Source organism: Methyloligella solikamskensis (assembly GCF_042676065.1).
GTDB lineage: Bacteria > Pseudomonadota > Alphaproteobacteria > Rhizobiales > Methyloligellaceae > Methyloligella > Methyloligella solikamskensis.
In genome coordinates, this window is record NZ_JBHTJO010000001.1 from 981,904 (window position 1) to 996,345 (window position 14,442).

12 protein-coding genes are annotated in these 14,442 nt (G+C 65.4%); 3 read left to right on the forward strand and 9 right to left on the reverse strand.

Features of this window, described 5'->3' with window-relative positions:
* Positions 1 to 72 precede the first annotated feature (72 nt).
* Positions 73 to 1,005 carry a pyrroloquinoline quinone biosynthesis protein PqqB gene (gene pqqB, locus ACFQ2F_RS04720; RefSeq protein ID WP_379086448.1) on the forward strand — a complete coding sequence of 311 codons (933 nt, stop codon included), beginning with the start codon at positions 73 to 75 and terminating at the stop codon, positions 1,003 to 1,005.
* A 42-nt stretch (positions 1,006 to 1,047) separates the two neighbouring features.
* On the opposite strand, the gene ACFQ2F_RS04725 is transcribed toward pqqB, so the two are convergent.
* From ACFQ2F_RS04725 to ACFQ2F_RS04765, 9 genes are all read right to left on the reverse strand, one after another.
* A complete protein-coding gene (locus ACFQ2F_RS04725; protein ID WP_379086452.1) occupies positions 1,048 to 2,031 on the reverse strand; it encodes a CHAD domain-containing protein in 984 nt (327 codons plus the stop codon).
* Positions 2,032 to 2,106: 75 nt separating this feature from the next.
* On the reverse strand, positions 2,107 to 2,718 hold the full coding sequence (locus ACFQ2F_RS04730) for a thiamine phosphate synthase (RefSeq protein WP_379086454.1): 612 nt from the start codon (positions 2,716 to 2,718) through the stop codon (positions 2,107 to 2,109).
* 14 nt (positions 2,719 to 2,732) lie between these two features.
* Positions 2,733 to 3,545: a thiazole synthase gene (locus ACFQ2F_RS04735; RefSeq protein ID WP_379086457.1), complete on the reverse strand. Its 813-nt coding sequence runs from the start codon at positions 3,543 to 3,545 to the stop codon at positions 2,733 to 2,735.
* Between the two features lie 14 nt (positions 3,546 to 3,559).
* The gene (gene thiS, locus ACFQ2F_RS04740; RefSeq protein WP_379086460.1) at positions 3,560 to 3,757 is read right to left on the reverse strand and encodes a sulfur carrier protein ThiS; all 198 of its coding nucleotides are present in this window, start codon (positions 3,755 to 3,757) and stop codon (positions 3,560 to 3,562) included.
* Positions 3,735 to 4,742 carry an FAD-dependent oxidoreductase gene (locus ACFQ2F_RS04745; RefSeq protein WP_379086463.1) on the reverse strand — a complete coding sequence of 336 codons (1,008 nt, stop codon included), beginning with the start codon at positions 4,740 to 4,742 and terminating at the stop codon, positions 3,735 to 3,737. The genes thiS and ACFQ2F_RS04745 overlap by 23 nt, the downstream gene beginning before the upstream one ends.
* 19 nt (positions 4,743 to 4,761) lie before the next feature.
* The gene (gene ggt, locus ACFQ2F_RS04750; RefSeq protein WP_379086466.1) at positions 4,762 to 6,525 is read right to left on the reverse strand and encodes a gamma-glutamyltransferase; all 1,764 of its coding nucleotides are present in this window, start codon (positions 6,523 to 6,525) and stop codon (positions 4,762 to 4,764) included.
* Between the two features lie 49 nt (positions 6,526 to 6,574).
* Positions 6,575 to 10,354 carry an error-prone DNA polymerase gene (locus ACFQ2F_RS04755; protein ID WP_379086469.1) on the reverse strand — a complete coding sequence of 1,260 codons (3,780 nt, stop codon included), beginning with the start codon at positions 10,352 to 10,354 and terminating at the stop codon, positions 6,575 to 6,577.
* Positions 10,351 to 11,940, reverse strand: a complete 1,590-nt coding sequence (locus tag ACFQ2F_RS04760; protein WP_379086472.1) for a Y-family DNA polymerase — start codon at positions 11,938 to 11,940, stop codon at positions 10,351 to 10,353. Before ACFQ2F_RS04760 ends, ACFQ2F_RS04755 begins: the two co-directional genes overlap by 4 nt.
* Entirely contained in the window at positions 11,855 to 12,748 is an 894-nt protein-coding gene (locus ACFQ2F_RS04765; RefSeq protein ID WP_379086475.1) for an ImuA family protein, read from the reverse strand. The genes ACFQ2F_RS04760 and ACFQ2F_RS04765 overlap by 86 nt, the downstream gene beginning before the upstream one ends.
* Before the next feature lie 211 nt (positions 12,749 to 12,959).
* Between ACFQ2F_RS04765 and ACFQ2F_RS04770 the strand changes: the two genes are divergently transcribed.
* Together ACFQ2F_RS04770 and ACFQ2F_RS04775 are read left to right on the forward strand one after the other, a co-directional pair.
* On the forward strand, positions 12,960 to 13,559 hold the full coding sequence (locus tag ACFQ2F_RS04770; RefSeq protein WP_379086478.1) for a L,D-transpeptidase: 600 nt from the start codon (positions 12,960 to 12,962) through the stop codon (positions 13,557 to 13,559).
* Between the two features lie 249 nt (positions 13,560 to 13,808).
* Positions 13,809 to 14,375 (forward strand): type 1 glutamine amidotransferase domain-containing protein, encoded by a 567-nt coding sequence (locus ACFQ2F_RS04775; protein ID WP_379086481.1) that lies wholly within the window; start codon positions 13,809 to 13,811, stop codon positions 14,373 to 14,375.
* Positions 14,376 to 14,442 lie beyond the last annotated feature (67 nt).

Consider the following 14,442-nt stretch of genomic DNA (forward strand, 5'->3'; position numbering starts at 1 on the left):
GGCCCTTCTTTCATGAACGGGCCATTAAGTGGCTTGACGGGCATGCGTCACATTGGCCATGCAACAGGCGCTATGCAGATCAAGGTTTTAGGATCGGGCGCAGGCGGTGGCCTGCCGCAATGGAACTGCGCGGGGCGGAATTCCGCAGGCGTGCGGGAAGGTGTGGCCGGTTTGCGGGCGCGGACCCAATCGTCGCTGGCCGTGAGCGCCAACGGCAAGGATTGGGTGCTGCTGAACGCGACCCCCGATCTTCGCCAGCAGATCAACGAGACGCCGGAGCTTCATCCCGATCCGAAGGGGCCGGTGCGCAACAGCCCGATCAAGGCCGTGGTGCTGACCAACGGCGATGTGGATCACGTTGCCGGTCTGTTGAACCTTCGTGAGGGCCAGCCCTTCACCATCTATGGCAGCGAGCGGGTGCTGGGCGTTCTGGCCGAGAACTCGATCTTCAACGTCCTTAACCCTGAGATTGTCGATCGCGTGCCCATGAAGCTGGGCGAGGCGTTCGCGGTGGAGGGGCCGAACGGCCCCGTGGGCCTTGAGGTCGAAGGCTTTGCTGTGCCTGGCAAGGTGGCGCTCTACCTGGAAGACGAATCCGCGGGCGAGGATTTCGGCACCCAGGAAGGCGACACGATCGGTCTGAAGGTGACCGATACGAGCTCAGGCGACCATTTCTTCTACGTTCCCGGCTGCGCCCAGGTGGACGATGCCCTGAAGGAGCGTCTCAAGGGTGCACCGCTCGTCTTCTTCGACGGGACGCTGTTCACCAATGACGAGATGCTGCGCCAGGGCATGCTCCAGAAGACCGGGGAGCGGATGGGCCATATGAACATGTCGGGCCCGACGGGCACGCTTGCCGCCTTCGAGGATCTCGATGTGGCGCGGAAGGTGTTCATCCACATCAACAACTCCAATCCGGTCCTGCGCGAGGATTCGGAGGAGCGTGCGGCTGTCACGAAAGCCGGTTGGGATGTCGCCTTCGACGGGATGAAGCTGGAGCTCTAGGGCGTTCGGCTTGGCCTGCTGACGCAGTGCGGCGGCGCCGGATCAGCCGGTCTGGCTTTCCGTGCTGCGGGTACCTTCAAAGAAAACCACGTTACTTTCATCGGCCTCCGGCTCCGGATCGGCATCGGCGGGATGTGCCGCTTCCGCGGCGGCATTCCAGCGCGCTTCGATCCGGCCGATGAAGGTCTTGGGCTTGTCGGCGAAGAGGCGGGCGCCCAGGGCTTTGGCCTCGGCGCGCATGGCTTTCTGCTCCTTGCGGCAGCGCTTGACGAGCTTCTCGGTCTCGTCGGTCCCGCCGAAATTCATGGCGGGGGCCGCGGCGAGCTGGTGCAGATTTGCGAGGTCGTGATCGTCGCCGAGCATCTTGGCCAGGCTATGCACGTGCTCGGCCCGGGCTTCCAAGGTCGCCGGCCAGCAGGGGCTGAGCAGCTGGAGCTGACGCCAGTGGCGCTGCACCTGCTTGCGCCATTCATGCAGCGCTTCGTCGGTCTTCTCCTTGAAGGCGGCGCGATAGGCGTCCCGGCAGGCGCGGTACTGTTTCTTCGCGCCCTCGCCGATGGGTTCGAAATTGTCCGGAAACACGGAAAGCTTTGCCAAGGTAGGGCGCAGGCGGTCGAGATCCTCCCGCGCTTCCACCACGGGATCCGCGCCACCGTTCTCGATCTTAGCCCGGCGGTTCTCCAGCCATTCGCGCATCTGTCCGAAAATCTCGCTCTGGGCCAGCTTCGGCCATTTCCGCTCGAGCTTGTCCAGGGTCTCGATGAGGGCCTGGGCATCGCGGGCGGGAGACAGCTCCCGGCCGATATCGCGAAGGCGAGATTGCAGATATTCGAAAAGCGGCACCGGAATGCCCGGCTCGATCAACTGGAGCAGAGAGCGCAGCCGCTTGAGGCATTTGCGGGCGTTGTGGATACCAGCATGGATGTCGTCGTCGGCAAGCCAGGATCGCGCGCTGTCCAGCTCGCTGAGAGCCACCTGGCGGACACTATGGGTAACCGGCAGTGCCGGATCGAGACTGTAACCCATCCCAGCTACTCCTACGCGCGGCGTAAAAATTCCCTTATGGGCGTGCCGCTCAGAATATCCCGGCACTATAGAGTTTCAGCGGTCTTCTCGCCACCTCTCAGTAGCGGCGATCCATTGTCGCGTCCGGGCCTCCGGATTCTGGTCCGTTACGATATCTGTGATGACGGATGCGCTGTCCGCGCCCGCCTCCAAAACGCCGGCCGCCCGCTCCACGGTGATCCCGCCGATGGCGACCAGAGGACAATCCAACGCCGCACGCCATTGTTTGATCCGTGCCAGGCCCTGGGGCGCCCAGGGCATCTTCTTCAGCTTGGTCTCGTAGACCGGGCCGAGAGCCACGTAGTCGGGCTCGGCTGCCTTGGCGTTGCCGAGCTCTTCGAGGGAATGGCTGCTGATGCCCAGCTTCAACCCGGCGCGTTTAATGGCGCCGAGATCGGCTGCCGCCAAATCCTCCTGGCCGAGATGGATGAACTCGGCGCGGAGCTCGATGGCCTCTCGCCAGTAGTCGTTCACCACCAGGAGGCAGTCATGCTCGGCGCAGAGCTGCATGGTCTGGGCGATCTCGGTCCGGATGGTTTCAGCGGACGCATCCTTGATGCGCAGCTGCAGAAACCTCACGCCTTGCGGCACGAGTCGGGCGGCCCAGGCGAAGTCCGGGACGATGGGATAGAAGGGGTCGAGCTTCACGAAGCGTCCGAAACTCAGGAGACGCCGCCGGAGCGTGCGAAGGGCGTGCCGGCCACCGGCGTGGAGGGGCTTGCCATGTCCTGGGGCTCCATCAGCCCGGCGACGAAGGCCTGGTGCCCGGCCTCGATCGCCTTGCCGAAGGCGGACGCCATCCGTACGGGATCGCCGGCCTTGGCGATGGCCGTGTTGAGAAGCACGCCGTCATAGCCGAGCTCCATGGCTTCGGCGGCGTGGGAGGGTGCGCCGATGCCGGCATCGACGATCAGCGGGATGTCCGGGAAATAGGATCGCAGCGCTTTCAGACCTGGCCGGTTGGACAGGCCGCAGGCCGACCCGATGGGCGAGCCCCAGGGCATCAGCACCTCGCAACCTGCCGCGACCAGACGCTCCGCCGTGCTCAGATCCTCCGTGCAGTAGGGCAGGATCTGAAAGCCGTCGCTTGAGAGCGCCTTGGCCGCCTCGACGAGGCCGAAGAGGTCCGGCTGGAGCGTGTCGTCATTGCCGATCACCTCCAGCTTGATCCAGTCCGTGCCGAACAATTCGCGCGCCATCTGGGCGGTGGCGATCGCTTCCTTCGGCGTATGGCAGCCGGCGGTGTTGGGCAGGACCTTGAGGCCGAGCTCCTCGATAAGCTGCCAGAAGCCTTGCCCCGTGCGCTGACGCGCCGATTCCCGCCGGAGCGAGACGGTCACGATCTCTGCACCCGATGCTTTCGCGGCGCGGGCCAGGATGTCGGGCGAGGGATAGCCCGCCGTGCCCAGCAGCAGCCGGGAGGCGAAGCTCTCGCCGTAGAGTGTGAGCCGGGGATCGGGCATGTTTTCGGTCATCTCAGCGGCGATTCTTATCCGCCTTGGCGTGGCGCGACGATCTCGATCTCGTCGCCATTGGCCAGGCGGGTTTGGGCGCGGGCGGCTACCGGCACGAAATCGCCGTTGCGGGCCGTGGCGATCTTGGCGTCGGCGAGCTCCAGCTCGGCGCAAAGCGCAGCGAGATCGTCCGCTTCGGTCGCCAGCGGTTCACCGTTCAAGAGAATCTGCAAAGAGGTCCTCCTCGCGCGTGCCGTCTTCCAGATAGTTCGCGACAAGTTCGGCCAAGGCCGGGGCGAGCAGAAAGCCGTGCCGGAAAAGGCCGTTCACATAGATATAGCGAGGTGAGACGATAATCCTAGGGCGGTTGTCGGGAAAGGCCGGGCGGACGCCGGCGCCCTGGGCGACGATTTCCGCCTCCCCGAAGCGGGGGTCGAGAGCGTAAGCCGCGCCCAGTAGATCGAGGGTGGAGCGCACGCTGATCCTGCCGCCTTCGTCGCTCTCGAGGGCCGTGGCGCCGAGCATGTATTCGTGGTTGCCGCGCGGGACGACATAGAGGGGCTGGCGCGGGTGGAGCAGGCGGATCGGGCGGGACAGCGCGATCTCCTCGCTGCGCACGATGATACGTTCCCCGCGCACCCCGCGGAGCTCCGGCAGGTCGGCCCGGGCGCCAAGGCCCCGGCAATCGATGACGAGATCGGCTGTCTTGTCGTATTCCTCGGTCCCAAGCACGAAGCGCGCGCCTGCCTCTTCCGCGGCTTTTTGCGCCCACGCCATGGCGGCTTCCGGCGGGAAGTGGGCTTCGTCTTCGAAGAAGAGCGCCATCTCGAACCGGTCCGCGAGGCCGGGCTCCAGCTCTTCGATCCGCTCGCGGCCGATGCGCTCGTGCTGACTCGTCATCCGGGAGAACCGTTCAAGGAGCGGCCGGTCCCGGGGCAGCGTTAGCACCAGGCTGCCGTTTACGATCGTGCCGGGGTAGCTCTCCTGCCAGAGCGCGATGCTGCGCAGGCCCAGATCCCGTACGAACGCTTCTGCACTTTCCTCCTCGCAGCGGGGTGCGAGCATGGCGGCGGCGTAGCGGCTCGCAGTGTCGGCGAAGGGGGCTTCCGATCGCTCGTAGACGGTCACGTCATAGCCTTTGCGCGCGAGCATGAGCGCCTGCCAGAGACCGGTGATGCCGGCGCCGCGAATGGCGATTGTGTTAGGGGAATCGCTCATGGTCGAGCCATAGCGCGCATCAGTGCCCCAACGCCACGCCTTCGCGTCTCGGATCGGCGCCGCCTTCGAGGCCCTCAGCTGTGACCGCGATGACGTGCAGGCCGCTGGTGAGGGACGAGCGCTTTACCTTGTAGCCGAGCGCCTCCAGCTTCCCGGCGAGATCGTCCAGGCCGGGATCGGTCTCCAGGAGGAGCGTGTTGCCGACCGCGCCGAAATTGGCGACGTCCACGGCGGCTTGCGGATCGAGATGCCAATCAATCATGGCGAAGAGCGTCTTGGCATTGAACAGGATGATCCCCGGTCCACCGGGTGAGCCGAGCACGTAGCGCAGGCCGCGGCCGCCGTTCTTATCCGTAAAGGCGATGGTCGGATCCATGGAGCTGCGCGGGCGCTTGCCGGGCTGGACGCGGTTAGCGACCGGGCGGCCATCCTTGTCCTTCGGCTCGAAGGAGAAGTCGGTCAGCTGATTGTTCAACAGGAAGCCGCCCACCATGGTGCGGGCTCCGAAGGCCTGTTCGATGCTCGTGGTCATGGAGAGCGCGTTGCCGTCTCTATCCACGATGGAGAAGTGGCTGGTGCCGGGCCGCTCATCCGTGGCGTCCTTGCCGAAGCGGTCGGGATCGACACCGGGCGGAATGCCGGGTTCGGCTTTAGGCAGGCGTTTGCCTGGCGTGATCAGCTTCGCGCGCTCCGCCAGATAGGCCGGATCGAGAAGACCCTTCACCGGCACGTCGACGAAATCGCTGTCGGCGAGATATTCGCCCCGGTCGGCGAAGGCGAGACGCTCCGCATCGGCAATAATTTGCGTGGGCGGCAGAGTCAGGGGCTTGTCTCCCAGATCGAAGGGCTCGGCGAGCTTCAAGATCTGTCCGACGGTGATACCGCCGGACGATGGCAAGCCTGCGCCGCAGACTTCGATCTTGCGATAGAGCACGCAGGCGGGCTGGCGCTCCTGGGCCTCGTAATCGGCGAGGTCCTGCGCGGAGAGCTTGCCGGGCGCGCGGGGATCGTTGGCGACGGTCGTGGCGATCTCGCCTGCGAGCGCGCCGGAATAGAAGGCGTCTGGGCGGTCCTCGGCGATGGTTCGAAGCGTCTTCGCGAAGGCGGGATTCTTAAGCGTGTCGCCCGGCTGAAGCGGGGCGCCACCGGGATAGAAGTAGTTCCGGGCCGAAGGCGCGAAGTCGCCGGGTTTCATATTATCCAGCAAAGTGGAGAGGCGCTCCGAGACGGGGAATCCGGCTTCGGCGATACGAATCGCGGGCTGGAACAGCTGCTTCCAGGGAAGCTTGCCGTAGCGCTCATGCATCTTCCACATCATGGCGAGGACGCCGGGCGTGCCGATGGATTTGCCTGAGGCCACCGCGTCCTTGAACTTCAGCGGCTTGCCGTTCTCATCGAGAAAGAGGTTTTCGCCCACGTCCGCAGGCGCCGTCTCGCGCCCGTCGAAGCCTGAGAGCGACTTCGCCTCCTTGTCCCAATAGAGGGCGAAGGCACCGCCGCCGATGCCCGACGATTGCGGCTCGACGAGGTTCAGCACGAGCTGCACGGCGATGCCCGCATCGATCGCGCTGCCGCCTTTCTCCAGCATCTTCAGGCCGGCTTCCGCGGCAAGCGGATGGGCGGCCACCACCATCTCGTGCTTCGCTTTGACAAGCGGCTTGGTGGCGATGGCGCTTCCGGCCTCGGGCTGGCGCGTGTCGCTTTGAGCCGCGTCTTGAGCGGGGGCGGTGGCTGGGGAGAGAAGGAGGAAGGTGAGAAGGAGAGAGGTGAGCGTTCTTTTCATGGCCCGAAGATAAGCCTTTTGTGCTGCCGTACCAGCGGCTGCGGGGCTGTTAGTGAAAATCCCTCGATTTCGGGATGATGCGTTCGGCCCTAGGATGCTTCGGGCGCCAACGCGGGTGGGGCCGGCTGTAGCGGTCCTGTTTTTCTTCCGTCCTCGCCTTGGCGCGGGCGCGTGCATCCTCGCCGCCATGTTTGACGTGATCGCCATGTGCCACGGGAAGGTCGAAGACGGCTTCCTGTTTGCGCTTGTCCAGCTTCGTCCCGCGCCAGGAGCCGGGATCGGGGCGGCGGACCTCGTCGGCATTGGCCAACAGGTCGTTGGCCTCCAGCCCGCCCTCGGAGAGCAGGCCCAAAAGATCACTGCGGTCTTCCAGCCGCTCGGAGACGATATGAATGATGTCCTCGTGGCGCTGGATGCGGCCGTGGATAACGATGAGCCGGGAGCCCATGACCTCACGCCGGAACCTCTCGAAGGTCTTCGGCCAGACGACGGCGTTGCCCACCCCGGTCTCGTCTTCGATGGTCATGAAGACGACGCCTTGGGCGGAGCCCGGCCTTTGGCGGACGAGCACGACCCCGGCGACATGAATGCGGCTTCCGTCGCGGGCGGTTTTGAGATCGGCGCAGGTCGCGGCGCTGCGCTTGGCGAAATAGTCGCGCAGGAACTGCATGGGGTGGGCCTTCAGGGAAAGACGCAAAGACCGGTAGTCGTTCACCACATGCTCGGGCAGGGGCATCTCGGGCAGCTTCGCTTGCGGCTCTTCGCCCATCTCCTTCGCATCGGCATGCTGGAAAAGGGGAAGCGCTTCCGTCTCTGGGAGCCCGCGCACGGCCCAGAGGGCTTGGCGCCGGTCGAGGCTCAAGGAACGCATGGCGTCCGCCCCGGCCAGTCTCTCTAAGGTGGCGCGGGAGAGACCGCTGCGGCGCCAGAGACTGTGGAGGTCGGTGTAGGGGGTTTTCTCGTTTTCTGCTCTCTCTGAGCCCGGCGGCAGGAGAGCCGCCGGTGGCGCGAAGATATGAGGCTCGCTGTCGGGCGGGCGGTTGTCGCGTTTCGCCACCAGGGTGCGTGCATCGTCTTCCTTGAGGCCGTCGATCTGGCGCAGGCCGAGGCGCAGGGCGAAGGGGGTGGTTACTGGATCCCGGCTTTCGCCGGGATGACAGCCGAGTTTTGGGTGAGGCGGTGCGTCATTCGCATCGTCTTCGATCCGCTCCAATGTGCAATCCCAGAGGCTGTGATTGATGTCGGCCTCGCGCGCTTCCACACCATGCTCGCGGGCGCAGCGGACGATCTGGGCCGGGGCGTAAAAGCCCATGGGCTGGGAATTCAGCAGCGCCGCGGCGAAGGCCGCCGGGTAGTGGCATTTCAGCCAGGACGAGACATAGACGAGGTGGGCGAAGCTGGCGGCATGGCTTTCGGGGAAGCCGTATTCGCCGAAGCCCTTGATCTGGTTGAAGCAGCGCTCGGCGAAATCCCGCGGATAGCCGCGCGCGGTCATGCGGGAGACCATCTTATGCTCCAACTTGCCGATGGTGCCGCGGCGGCGAAAGGTGGCCATGGCGCGGCGTAGCTCGTTCGCTTCTTCGGAGGAAAACTTGGCCGCCACCATGGCAAGCCGCATGGCCTGCTCCTGAAACAGCGGCACGCCCATGGTCTTGCCGAGCACCTGATGGAGTTCGTCTTCGGGGCCGTGCTCGGGCGCGGGCGAGGGGAACTCGACTTTCTCGTCGCCGGAGCGGCGGCGCAGGTATGGATGCACCATGTCGCCCTGAATTGGGCCGGGGCGGACGATGGCGACCTCGATGACGAGATCGTAGAAGCAGCGGGGCTTCAGCCGCGGCAGCATGTTCATCTGGGCCCGGCTCTCCACCTGAAAGACGCCGAGAGAGTCGGCGCGGCAGAGCATGTCGTAGGTGGCCGGATCGTCGCGGGGCACGGTGGCGAGCGTCAGGTCGCGGCCGTAATGGGTTTTCAGCAGGCTGAGACATTTGCGGATACAGGTGAGCATGCCGAGCCCCAGCACATCGACCTTCATGAGGCCCAGCGCGTCGAGATCGTCCTTGTCCCATTCGATGAATGTGCGGTCGGCCATGGCGCCGTTGCCGATAGGTACGGTCTCGCAAAGCGGCCCGCGGGTGAGCACGAAGCCGCCGACATGTTGGGAGAGGTGCCGGGGGAAACCGATGAGCTCCTGGGTCAGCTCCAGGGTGCGGGCGAGGAGCGGGTCGTCGGGGTCGAGGCCGGCCTGGCGGACATACTCCTCGGGGAGCCCGCGATTTGAGAGACCCCAGACCGTGCCGGAGAGCGCCGCGACCGTGTCTTCGGAAAGGCCCATGGCCTTGCCGACCTCGCGGATGGCGGAGCGGCCGCGATAGGAGATCACCGTGGCGGCGAGACCGGCGCGCTCCCGCCCATAGCGGCCGTAGATATACTGGATCACCTCCTCGCGGCGCTCATGCTCGAAATCGACATCGATATCGGGGGGCTCGTTGCGCTCCGGCGAGATGAACCGCTCGAACAGCAGGTCGATCTCCGCCGGGTTCACATTGGTGATGGCGAGGCAGTAGCAGACCACGGAGTTGGCCGCGCTTCCGCGCCCCTGGCAGAGGATAGCGCGGCTGCGCGCGAAATGGACGATGTCGTGGACTGTGAGGAAGTAGGGCGCGTAGCGGAGCTGATCGATGAGGGTCAGCTCTTTCTCGATCAAGACACGGATGCGGTCCGGCACGCCGTCCGGGAAGCGCCAGTGGGCGCCCGCCCAGGCCAGCTCTTCCAGATGGGATTGGGGTGTCTTGCCCTTGGGCACCGGCTCGTCCGGGTATTCGTATTTCAGCTCGTCGAGGGAGAAGCGGCAGCGATCCGCGATCTCGATGGAGCGGGCCAGAGCGTCTTCATGGCCTTTAAACAGGCGGGCCATCTCCGCCGCGGTTTTCAGATGGCGCTCGGCATTGGCGCGCAGATGGAAGCCGGCTTCCGAGATGATGCATTTCTCGCGGATGCAGGTGAGCACGTCCTGGAGCGGGCGGCGATGGGCGGCGTGATAGAGCGCGCCAGTGCTGGCGACGATGGGGGTGCCGGCCTCTTGTCCGAGCTTTGCGAGAGCCGCGATGCGCGCGCGGTCGTGGCCCGCGTAGGTGTGGCGCGCGGCGAGATAGAGAGGTGCGGGGAGTGCTTGCTTGAGGCGGCGGAGCTGGGCGGGGAAGTCGGCTTTCGATGACGTGTCATCGCCCGATTCGACCGATAGAGCGTCATAACCTCTCCCCGTCGGGGAGAGGTCGGCGCTGCAAGCGCCGGGTGAGGGGGATGAAGAATCGATGGGTAGGTCCCCCCTCACCCCGCCCCTCTCCCCCGAGGGGAGAGGGAGATCTGTGTTGCCGGGAAAGCGCAGGATCTCTGCGCGCGGGGGAGCGGGGGGCTTGGTGTCGTGTGCATCGTCGAACACCAGATTCTCCGGCGGGAGAGCGATGAAGATCAGCCCTTCGGCGAGTTCCGCCACATCCTCCAGAGAAAGAATGCAGTCGCCCTTCTCGGCGCGGCGCTGGCCCAGGGTGAGCAGACGGCAGAGACGGCCGTACGCAGCGCGGTCGGTCGGGTAGGCGAGCAGGCTCGGCGCGTCCTGAAGATCGAGCCGGGCGCCGACGATGAAGCGCATGCCGATTTCCCGTGCGGCGAGGTGGCCGCGGGCGACGCCGGCCAGGGTGTTGCGGTCGGCGATGGCGATGGCATCGAGACCCAGAGCCTTGGCCGTGGCGACCAGCTCTTCGGGATGGGAGCCGCCCTCCAGAAACGAGAAATTGCTGGTGACGTCCAAGGCGGCATAGCGGGGTGTCACTGGAACACACCCTGCAGATACCAGGCGGGGTCCCCGTCCTCGCTCTCCTGATAGAGGCCTTCGCGATAGACCCAGTAGCGGCGGCCGTCTTCATCCTCGACGCGGTAATAGTCGCGAGTTTTCGGAAGCTGTAGGCGCCACCATTCCGGGGCGATGCGTTCGGGGCCTTCGGCCTTCACGATGCGGCGGGTGACCCGGCGCCAGGTGAAGCGGGCTGGCGGACCTTCGGGGATTTCCGCCAGAACCTGGAGCGGCTCGGGCTTGCGAAGAAAGAGAGCCGGGCGTGGCGGCTTGGCTTTGAGCACGCGCAGGACCTCCTGCACTTTCGGGATTGGCTTATTCGGAACGGGCTTGGCGCTGAGGGATCGTGCACGCTGGGCTCGCTCGGGCAGATGGCTCTGGCGAGGCTCCAGCCGGCGCACGGCGCGGGGACCCAACCGGTTCGTCAGCCGGTCGGCCAGGGGTGCCAGCGCCGCGCGGCCCGTATCTTTGGTGAGGGCCGTCTGATGGGGCGTCAGGGATTCCAGGGCGAAGGCGGTGAGGTGAAGCGTGTCGATGCCGAAGCCGAGATCGAGACCTTCCAGCTTTTTCTCCAGCAGGTCGCAGAGATGATGCGCCTCCCGGCAGGGCGCGCTGAAGCCGGCGCGGACGATAGAGGCTCCGCCATCGGCCCGGGTGAGGCGGAAGGCGACCCGCCGCATGCCGAGATGGGCGTCGGCCAGGTTTCCGCACAGCTCATCGGCGAGGGTGGCGAGCGCGGCGACGATTCCCTCATGGGTGATGAGCGGTTCCGGAAAAGAGAGATGGGCCGTCTGCGGCGGGTCCTTCAGGAGGGGTATGGCGCGCTCGTCGTGGCGGCCTAGCGCCTGGTCGAGACGGCGCAGCACGGCGTCTGCGATCTCGCGGGAGGCGAAGCGGCGTTTCAGGCTCGTTCGGGGCAAATCGTAGAGCTGGCCGATGCGCTTCAGCCCTAAGCGCCGCAGGAGACGGGCCGCGTCATCGCTCAGACGCAAGCCTTCCACGGGAAGGGCACTAAGAGCGGTTTCCTGTTTGCCGGGGGGTACGACGGAGAGAGGTTCGCGTCCGAACCGTGCGCAGGCCCAAGCGGTGCCCAGGCTGTCTGCGATGGCGAGATGGACGGTCAGGCCCAGCCGGACGAAGGCGCGTTCCATGCTTTGCAGCAGCGCCTGTTCGCCGCCGAAGAGATGGGCGATTCCGGTGGCATCCAGCCAGAGCCCGTCGGTGCCGTCGGTGTTGCGCCAAGGGCTGAAACGTTCCGCCCAGCGAGCGAGGGCCAGAAGCGCCTCGGCATCTCTTTCGAGCGTGGCGGGTGCGGTGAGCAACTGCGGATAAATCGCGCGGGCGTCGGTCAGGGCCTGGCCCTCGCTCAAGCCGGCCCGCTCCGCAGGTGCGTTCAGGGCGGTGATGAGCAGTTTCTGCCCCTCGCTGCCGACAAGTGCGAAGGGGTGGCGTTCTATGGTCTCGATTTGGTGCTGCCGCTCAGCTTGAGGAGCGGCGCTTCTGGTCAGTTCCCGCTTCAGCCGCTCGATCGGCCAGTGGGGCAGCCAGACGGAAATCATACGCATGACGGTTCCATTCCAAGATCCAGCTTCGTCCGGGGGGCTCTCTGTTCGCCCGCTCCAGGGTGAGACGCCAGCGGGGCGGGCCGGGGCTTTGCTTGTCGAACGGTTCGGGGCCGCTCAAAGACGGTGCGATGCGCCAGCGGGTGAGGCTGCCGGGCAGGCTCGCTTGCCGGTGATCCGACAGGAGGAGGCAGGGGAGGCCGCCTTGCTTGGCAGCGAGCCCCAAGCGCCGTGCCATGACCGGCTTGTCGATCTCCGCCTGACCCAAAAGTCCGGCCAGCGCGCCGCTCTTCAGCCCTTCCTCCAAGGTCCAGGCGGCGTCGGTGGCATTCCTCACCCGAACGATGAGAAGCCGGGCGGGGTCGAGGCCGAAGCCGAGCAGGCCGGGGGCGTAGGGCGCCCCCCACTCCTTCAGCTGGCTCTCGGTGAGGCACCAGAGAAGCGGCGCGTCGTCTTCGACGTCCCGCACCTGGCAGCGTAAGACGCCGAGGGCGAAGCCAAGCGCGGCAGGGGTGTCGCCATAGCGGTCCGGCTTCAGCTCATGGAGCCCCGGCTCGCCCAGGCGGTGGAGCGGCGGAAAAGCCGCCTCATCCTGTGCTTCGGTGCCAACAAGAGAAGATGAGAAGCAGGCGGACGGTGCGGCTTCCGCATCCGTCGCGGGGGGGTGGTGATGGAAGGACACGGGCACCTGCTCGAGCTTGCGAATGAGGGACCGCAGCCGCTCAATCAGGTGTTTCTCCCGCCCGCCTGCTTCGGCAACGCCAGCCGACGTGACGCTCGACCTCTCTGCGCCGTCTGGGTTGTGGGCCATGGGACAACTCCGAACGAATGTTCCTATTTTGTTCTACAGTCGAGTCGGGGCGGGAGTCAATCAGGCTCTCAAAGGGCCAGCACAAGAAAACCCCAATTTGGACGCCTCCCACGCCCCAAAAGTCAGATTCTGCTCAGAAGGGAGACGGCTTTAACCGGCTGGAAACCAAAATCGTGGCAAGACAGTGGGCGTTTAAAGACGGGGTTTTGTTATGCGTATCGTCTTCTCCCGTGCGGCGCTCACTGGCGTCGCGCTGCTCGCCCTGTGTGCGAGCTCATCTTCGGCCTTCGCCTATGCCGGCATCCTTGGCGGCATCTTCCAGCCGGATAATCCGCGCGCGACTCAGGCGACATCCGGGGCAAGGCTGGTTTCCTTCACGCCGCGGGTCGACCCCGGCACCATCCTGGTCTCCTTCGCCGACCGGAAGCTCTACTACGTGCTTCCCAATGCGCGGGCGATCTCCTACCCGATCGGCGCGCCCATGGCCCATGCCCGCTGGCAGGGCGTCATGCATGTGACGGCCAAGAAGGTGAATCCGGGCTGGACGCCGACGGCGGACATGCGGCGGGAAAATCCGGCGCTGCCGGCCTATGTGCCGGGCGGCCATCCGCGCAATCCTTTAGGTCCGCGGGCCATGTATCTCGGCGACAGCCTCTATCGCATCCATGGAACGGACGCGCCCTGGACCGTCGGCCAGGAGGTCTCCCATGGCTGCATCCGAATGTATAACCGCGACGTGATCGACCTGTATCAGCGGGTGCCGATCGGGGCCAAAGTCGTGGTGACCTGGCAGCGCTTCGCTCAAGGCTAAGCGCCCAGGCTGAAAAGTTTCCGGCCCCCCAGCCGTAGACCTTGTAAAGGTCGGAAGGCCGTCCGGTTCGCACCCGGGCGGCCTTTTTTTGTGCCTCCTCCGCTTCGTGCGATCTCGCCCATCTTATCTTCGGTCTTGCGTCGATGGGGCGCGCCCGCTTGCCCGATAACTTGCCGAACAAAGCGCGGCGGCCATGCGTTTAGCCTCCCAAGAACGCCTGAGAAATGTTGTTTTCCAAGGAGGTTTCTCATGAACGAGCTGACCGGAAAGAAAATCGCCATCCTGGCCACCGACGGCTACGAAGAGTCGGAGCTGATGGTGCCGAAAGAGACGCTGGAAGAAGCCGGCGCCGAGATCGAGATCATTTCGCTTGAGAAGGGCGAGATCAAAGGCTGGAAGGGCAAGGACTGGTCCGGCAACACGCTCTCCGTCGACAAGACAGTGGACGAGGCCAAGGTCGAAGACTATGCCGCACTCGTCATCCCCGGCGGCCAGATCAACCCGGATCTCCTGCGCGCCAACGAGACGGCCGTGACCTTCGTGCGCGACTTCTTCAACACCCAGAAGACGCTTGCTGCGATCTGCCATGCGCCGTGGGTGCTGATCGAAGCCGGCGTGGTGGAAGGCCGCGAGATGACCTCGTATCACTCCATGGCGACGGACGTGAAAAACGCCGGCGCGAAGTGGGTGGACAAGAAGGTCGCCGTGCATCAGGCGCTGGTCACCAGCCGCAATCCGGACGACCTGCCGGCCTTCTGCGACAAGATCATCGAGGAAGTCCTCGAGGGTCGTCACCAGAAGCGCCAGGCAGCGTAAGTCCAGACTTCACACTCAGATGGCCGGAGATATCGCTCTCCGGCCATCGGCGCCTCTGCCGCATTAG

Bases quoted from the DNA above. Each gene is read 5' to 3' on its own strand.
- ACFQ2F_RS04765 (WP_379086475.1), bottom strand. From the start codon at position 12,748: ATGGCCCACAACCCAGACGGCGCAGAGAGGTCGAGCGTCACGTCGGCT.
- ACFQ2F_RS04735 (WP_379086457.1), bottom strand. From the start codon at position 3,545: ATGACCGAAAACATGCCCGATCCCCGGCTCACACTCTACGGCGAGAGC.
- ACFQ2F_RS04760 (WP_379086472.1), bottom strand. From the start codon at position 11,940: ATGCGTATGATTTCCGTCTGGCTGCCCCACTGGCCGATCGAGCGGCTG.
- ACFQ2F_RS04725 (WP_379086452.1), bottom strand. From the start codon at position 2,031: ATGGGTTACAGTCTCGATCCGGCACTGCCGGTTACCCATAGTGTCCGC.
- pqqB (WP_379086448.1), top strand. From the start codon at position 73: ATGCAGATCAAGGTTTTAGGATCGGGCGCAGGCGGTGGCCTGCCGCAA.
- ACFQ2F_RS04745 (WP_379086463.1), bottom strand. From the start codon at position 4,742: ATGAGCGATTCCCCTAACACAATCGCCATTCGCGGCGCCGGCATCACC.
- ggt (WP_379086466.1), bottom strand. From the start codon at position 6,525: ATGAAAAGAACGCTCACCTCTCTCCTTCTCACCTTCCTCCTTCTCTCC.
- ACFQ2F_RS04775 (WP_379086481.1), top strand. From the start codon at position 13,809: ATGAACGAGCTGACCGGAAAGAAAATCGCCATCCTGGCCACCGACGGC.
- ACFQ2F_RS04770 (WP_379086478.1), top strand. From the start codon at position 12,960: ATGCGTATCGTCTTCTCCCGTGCGGCGCTCACTGGCGTCGCGCTGCTC.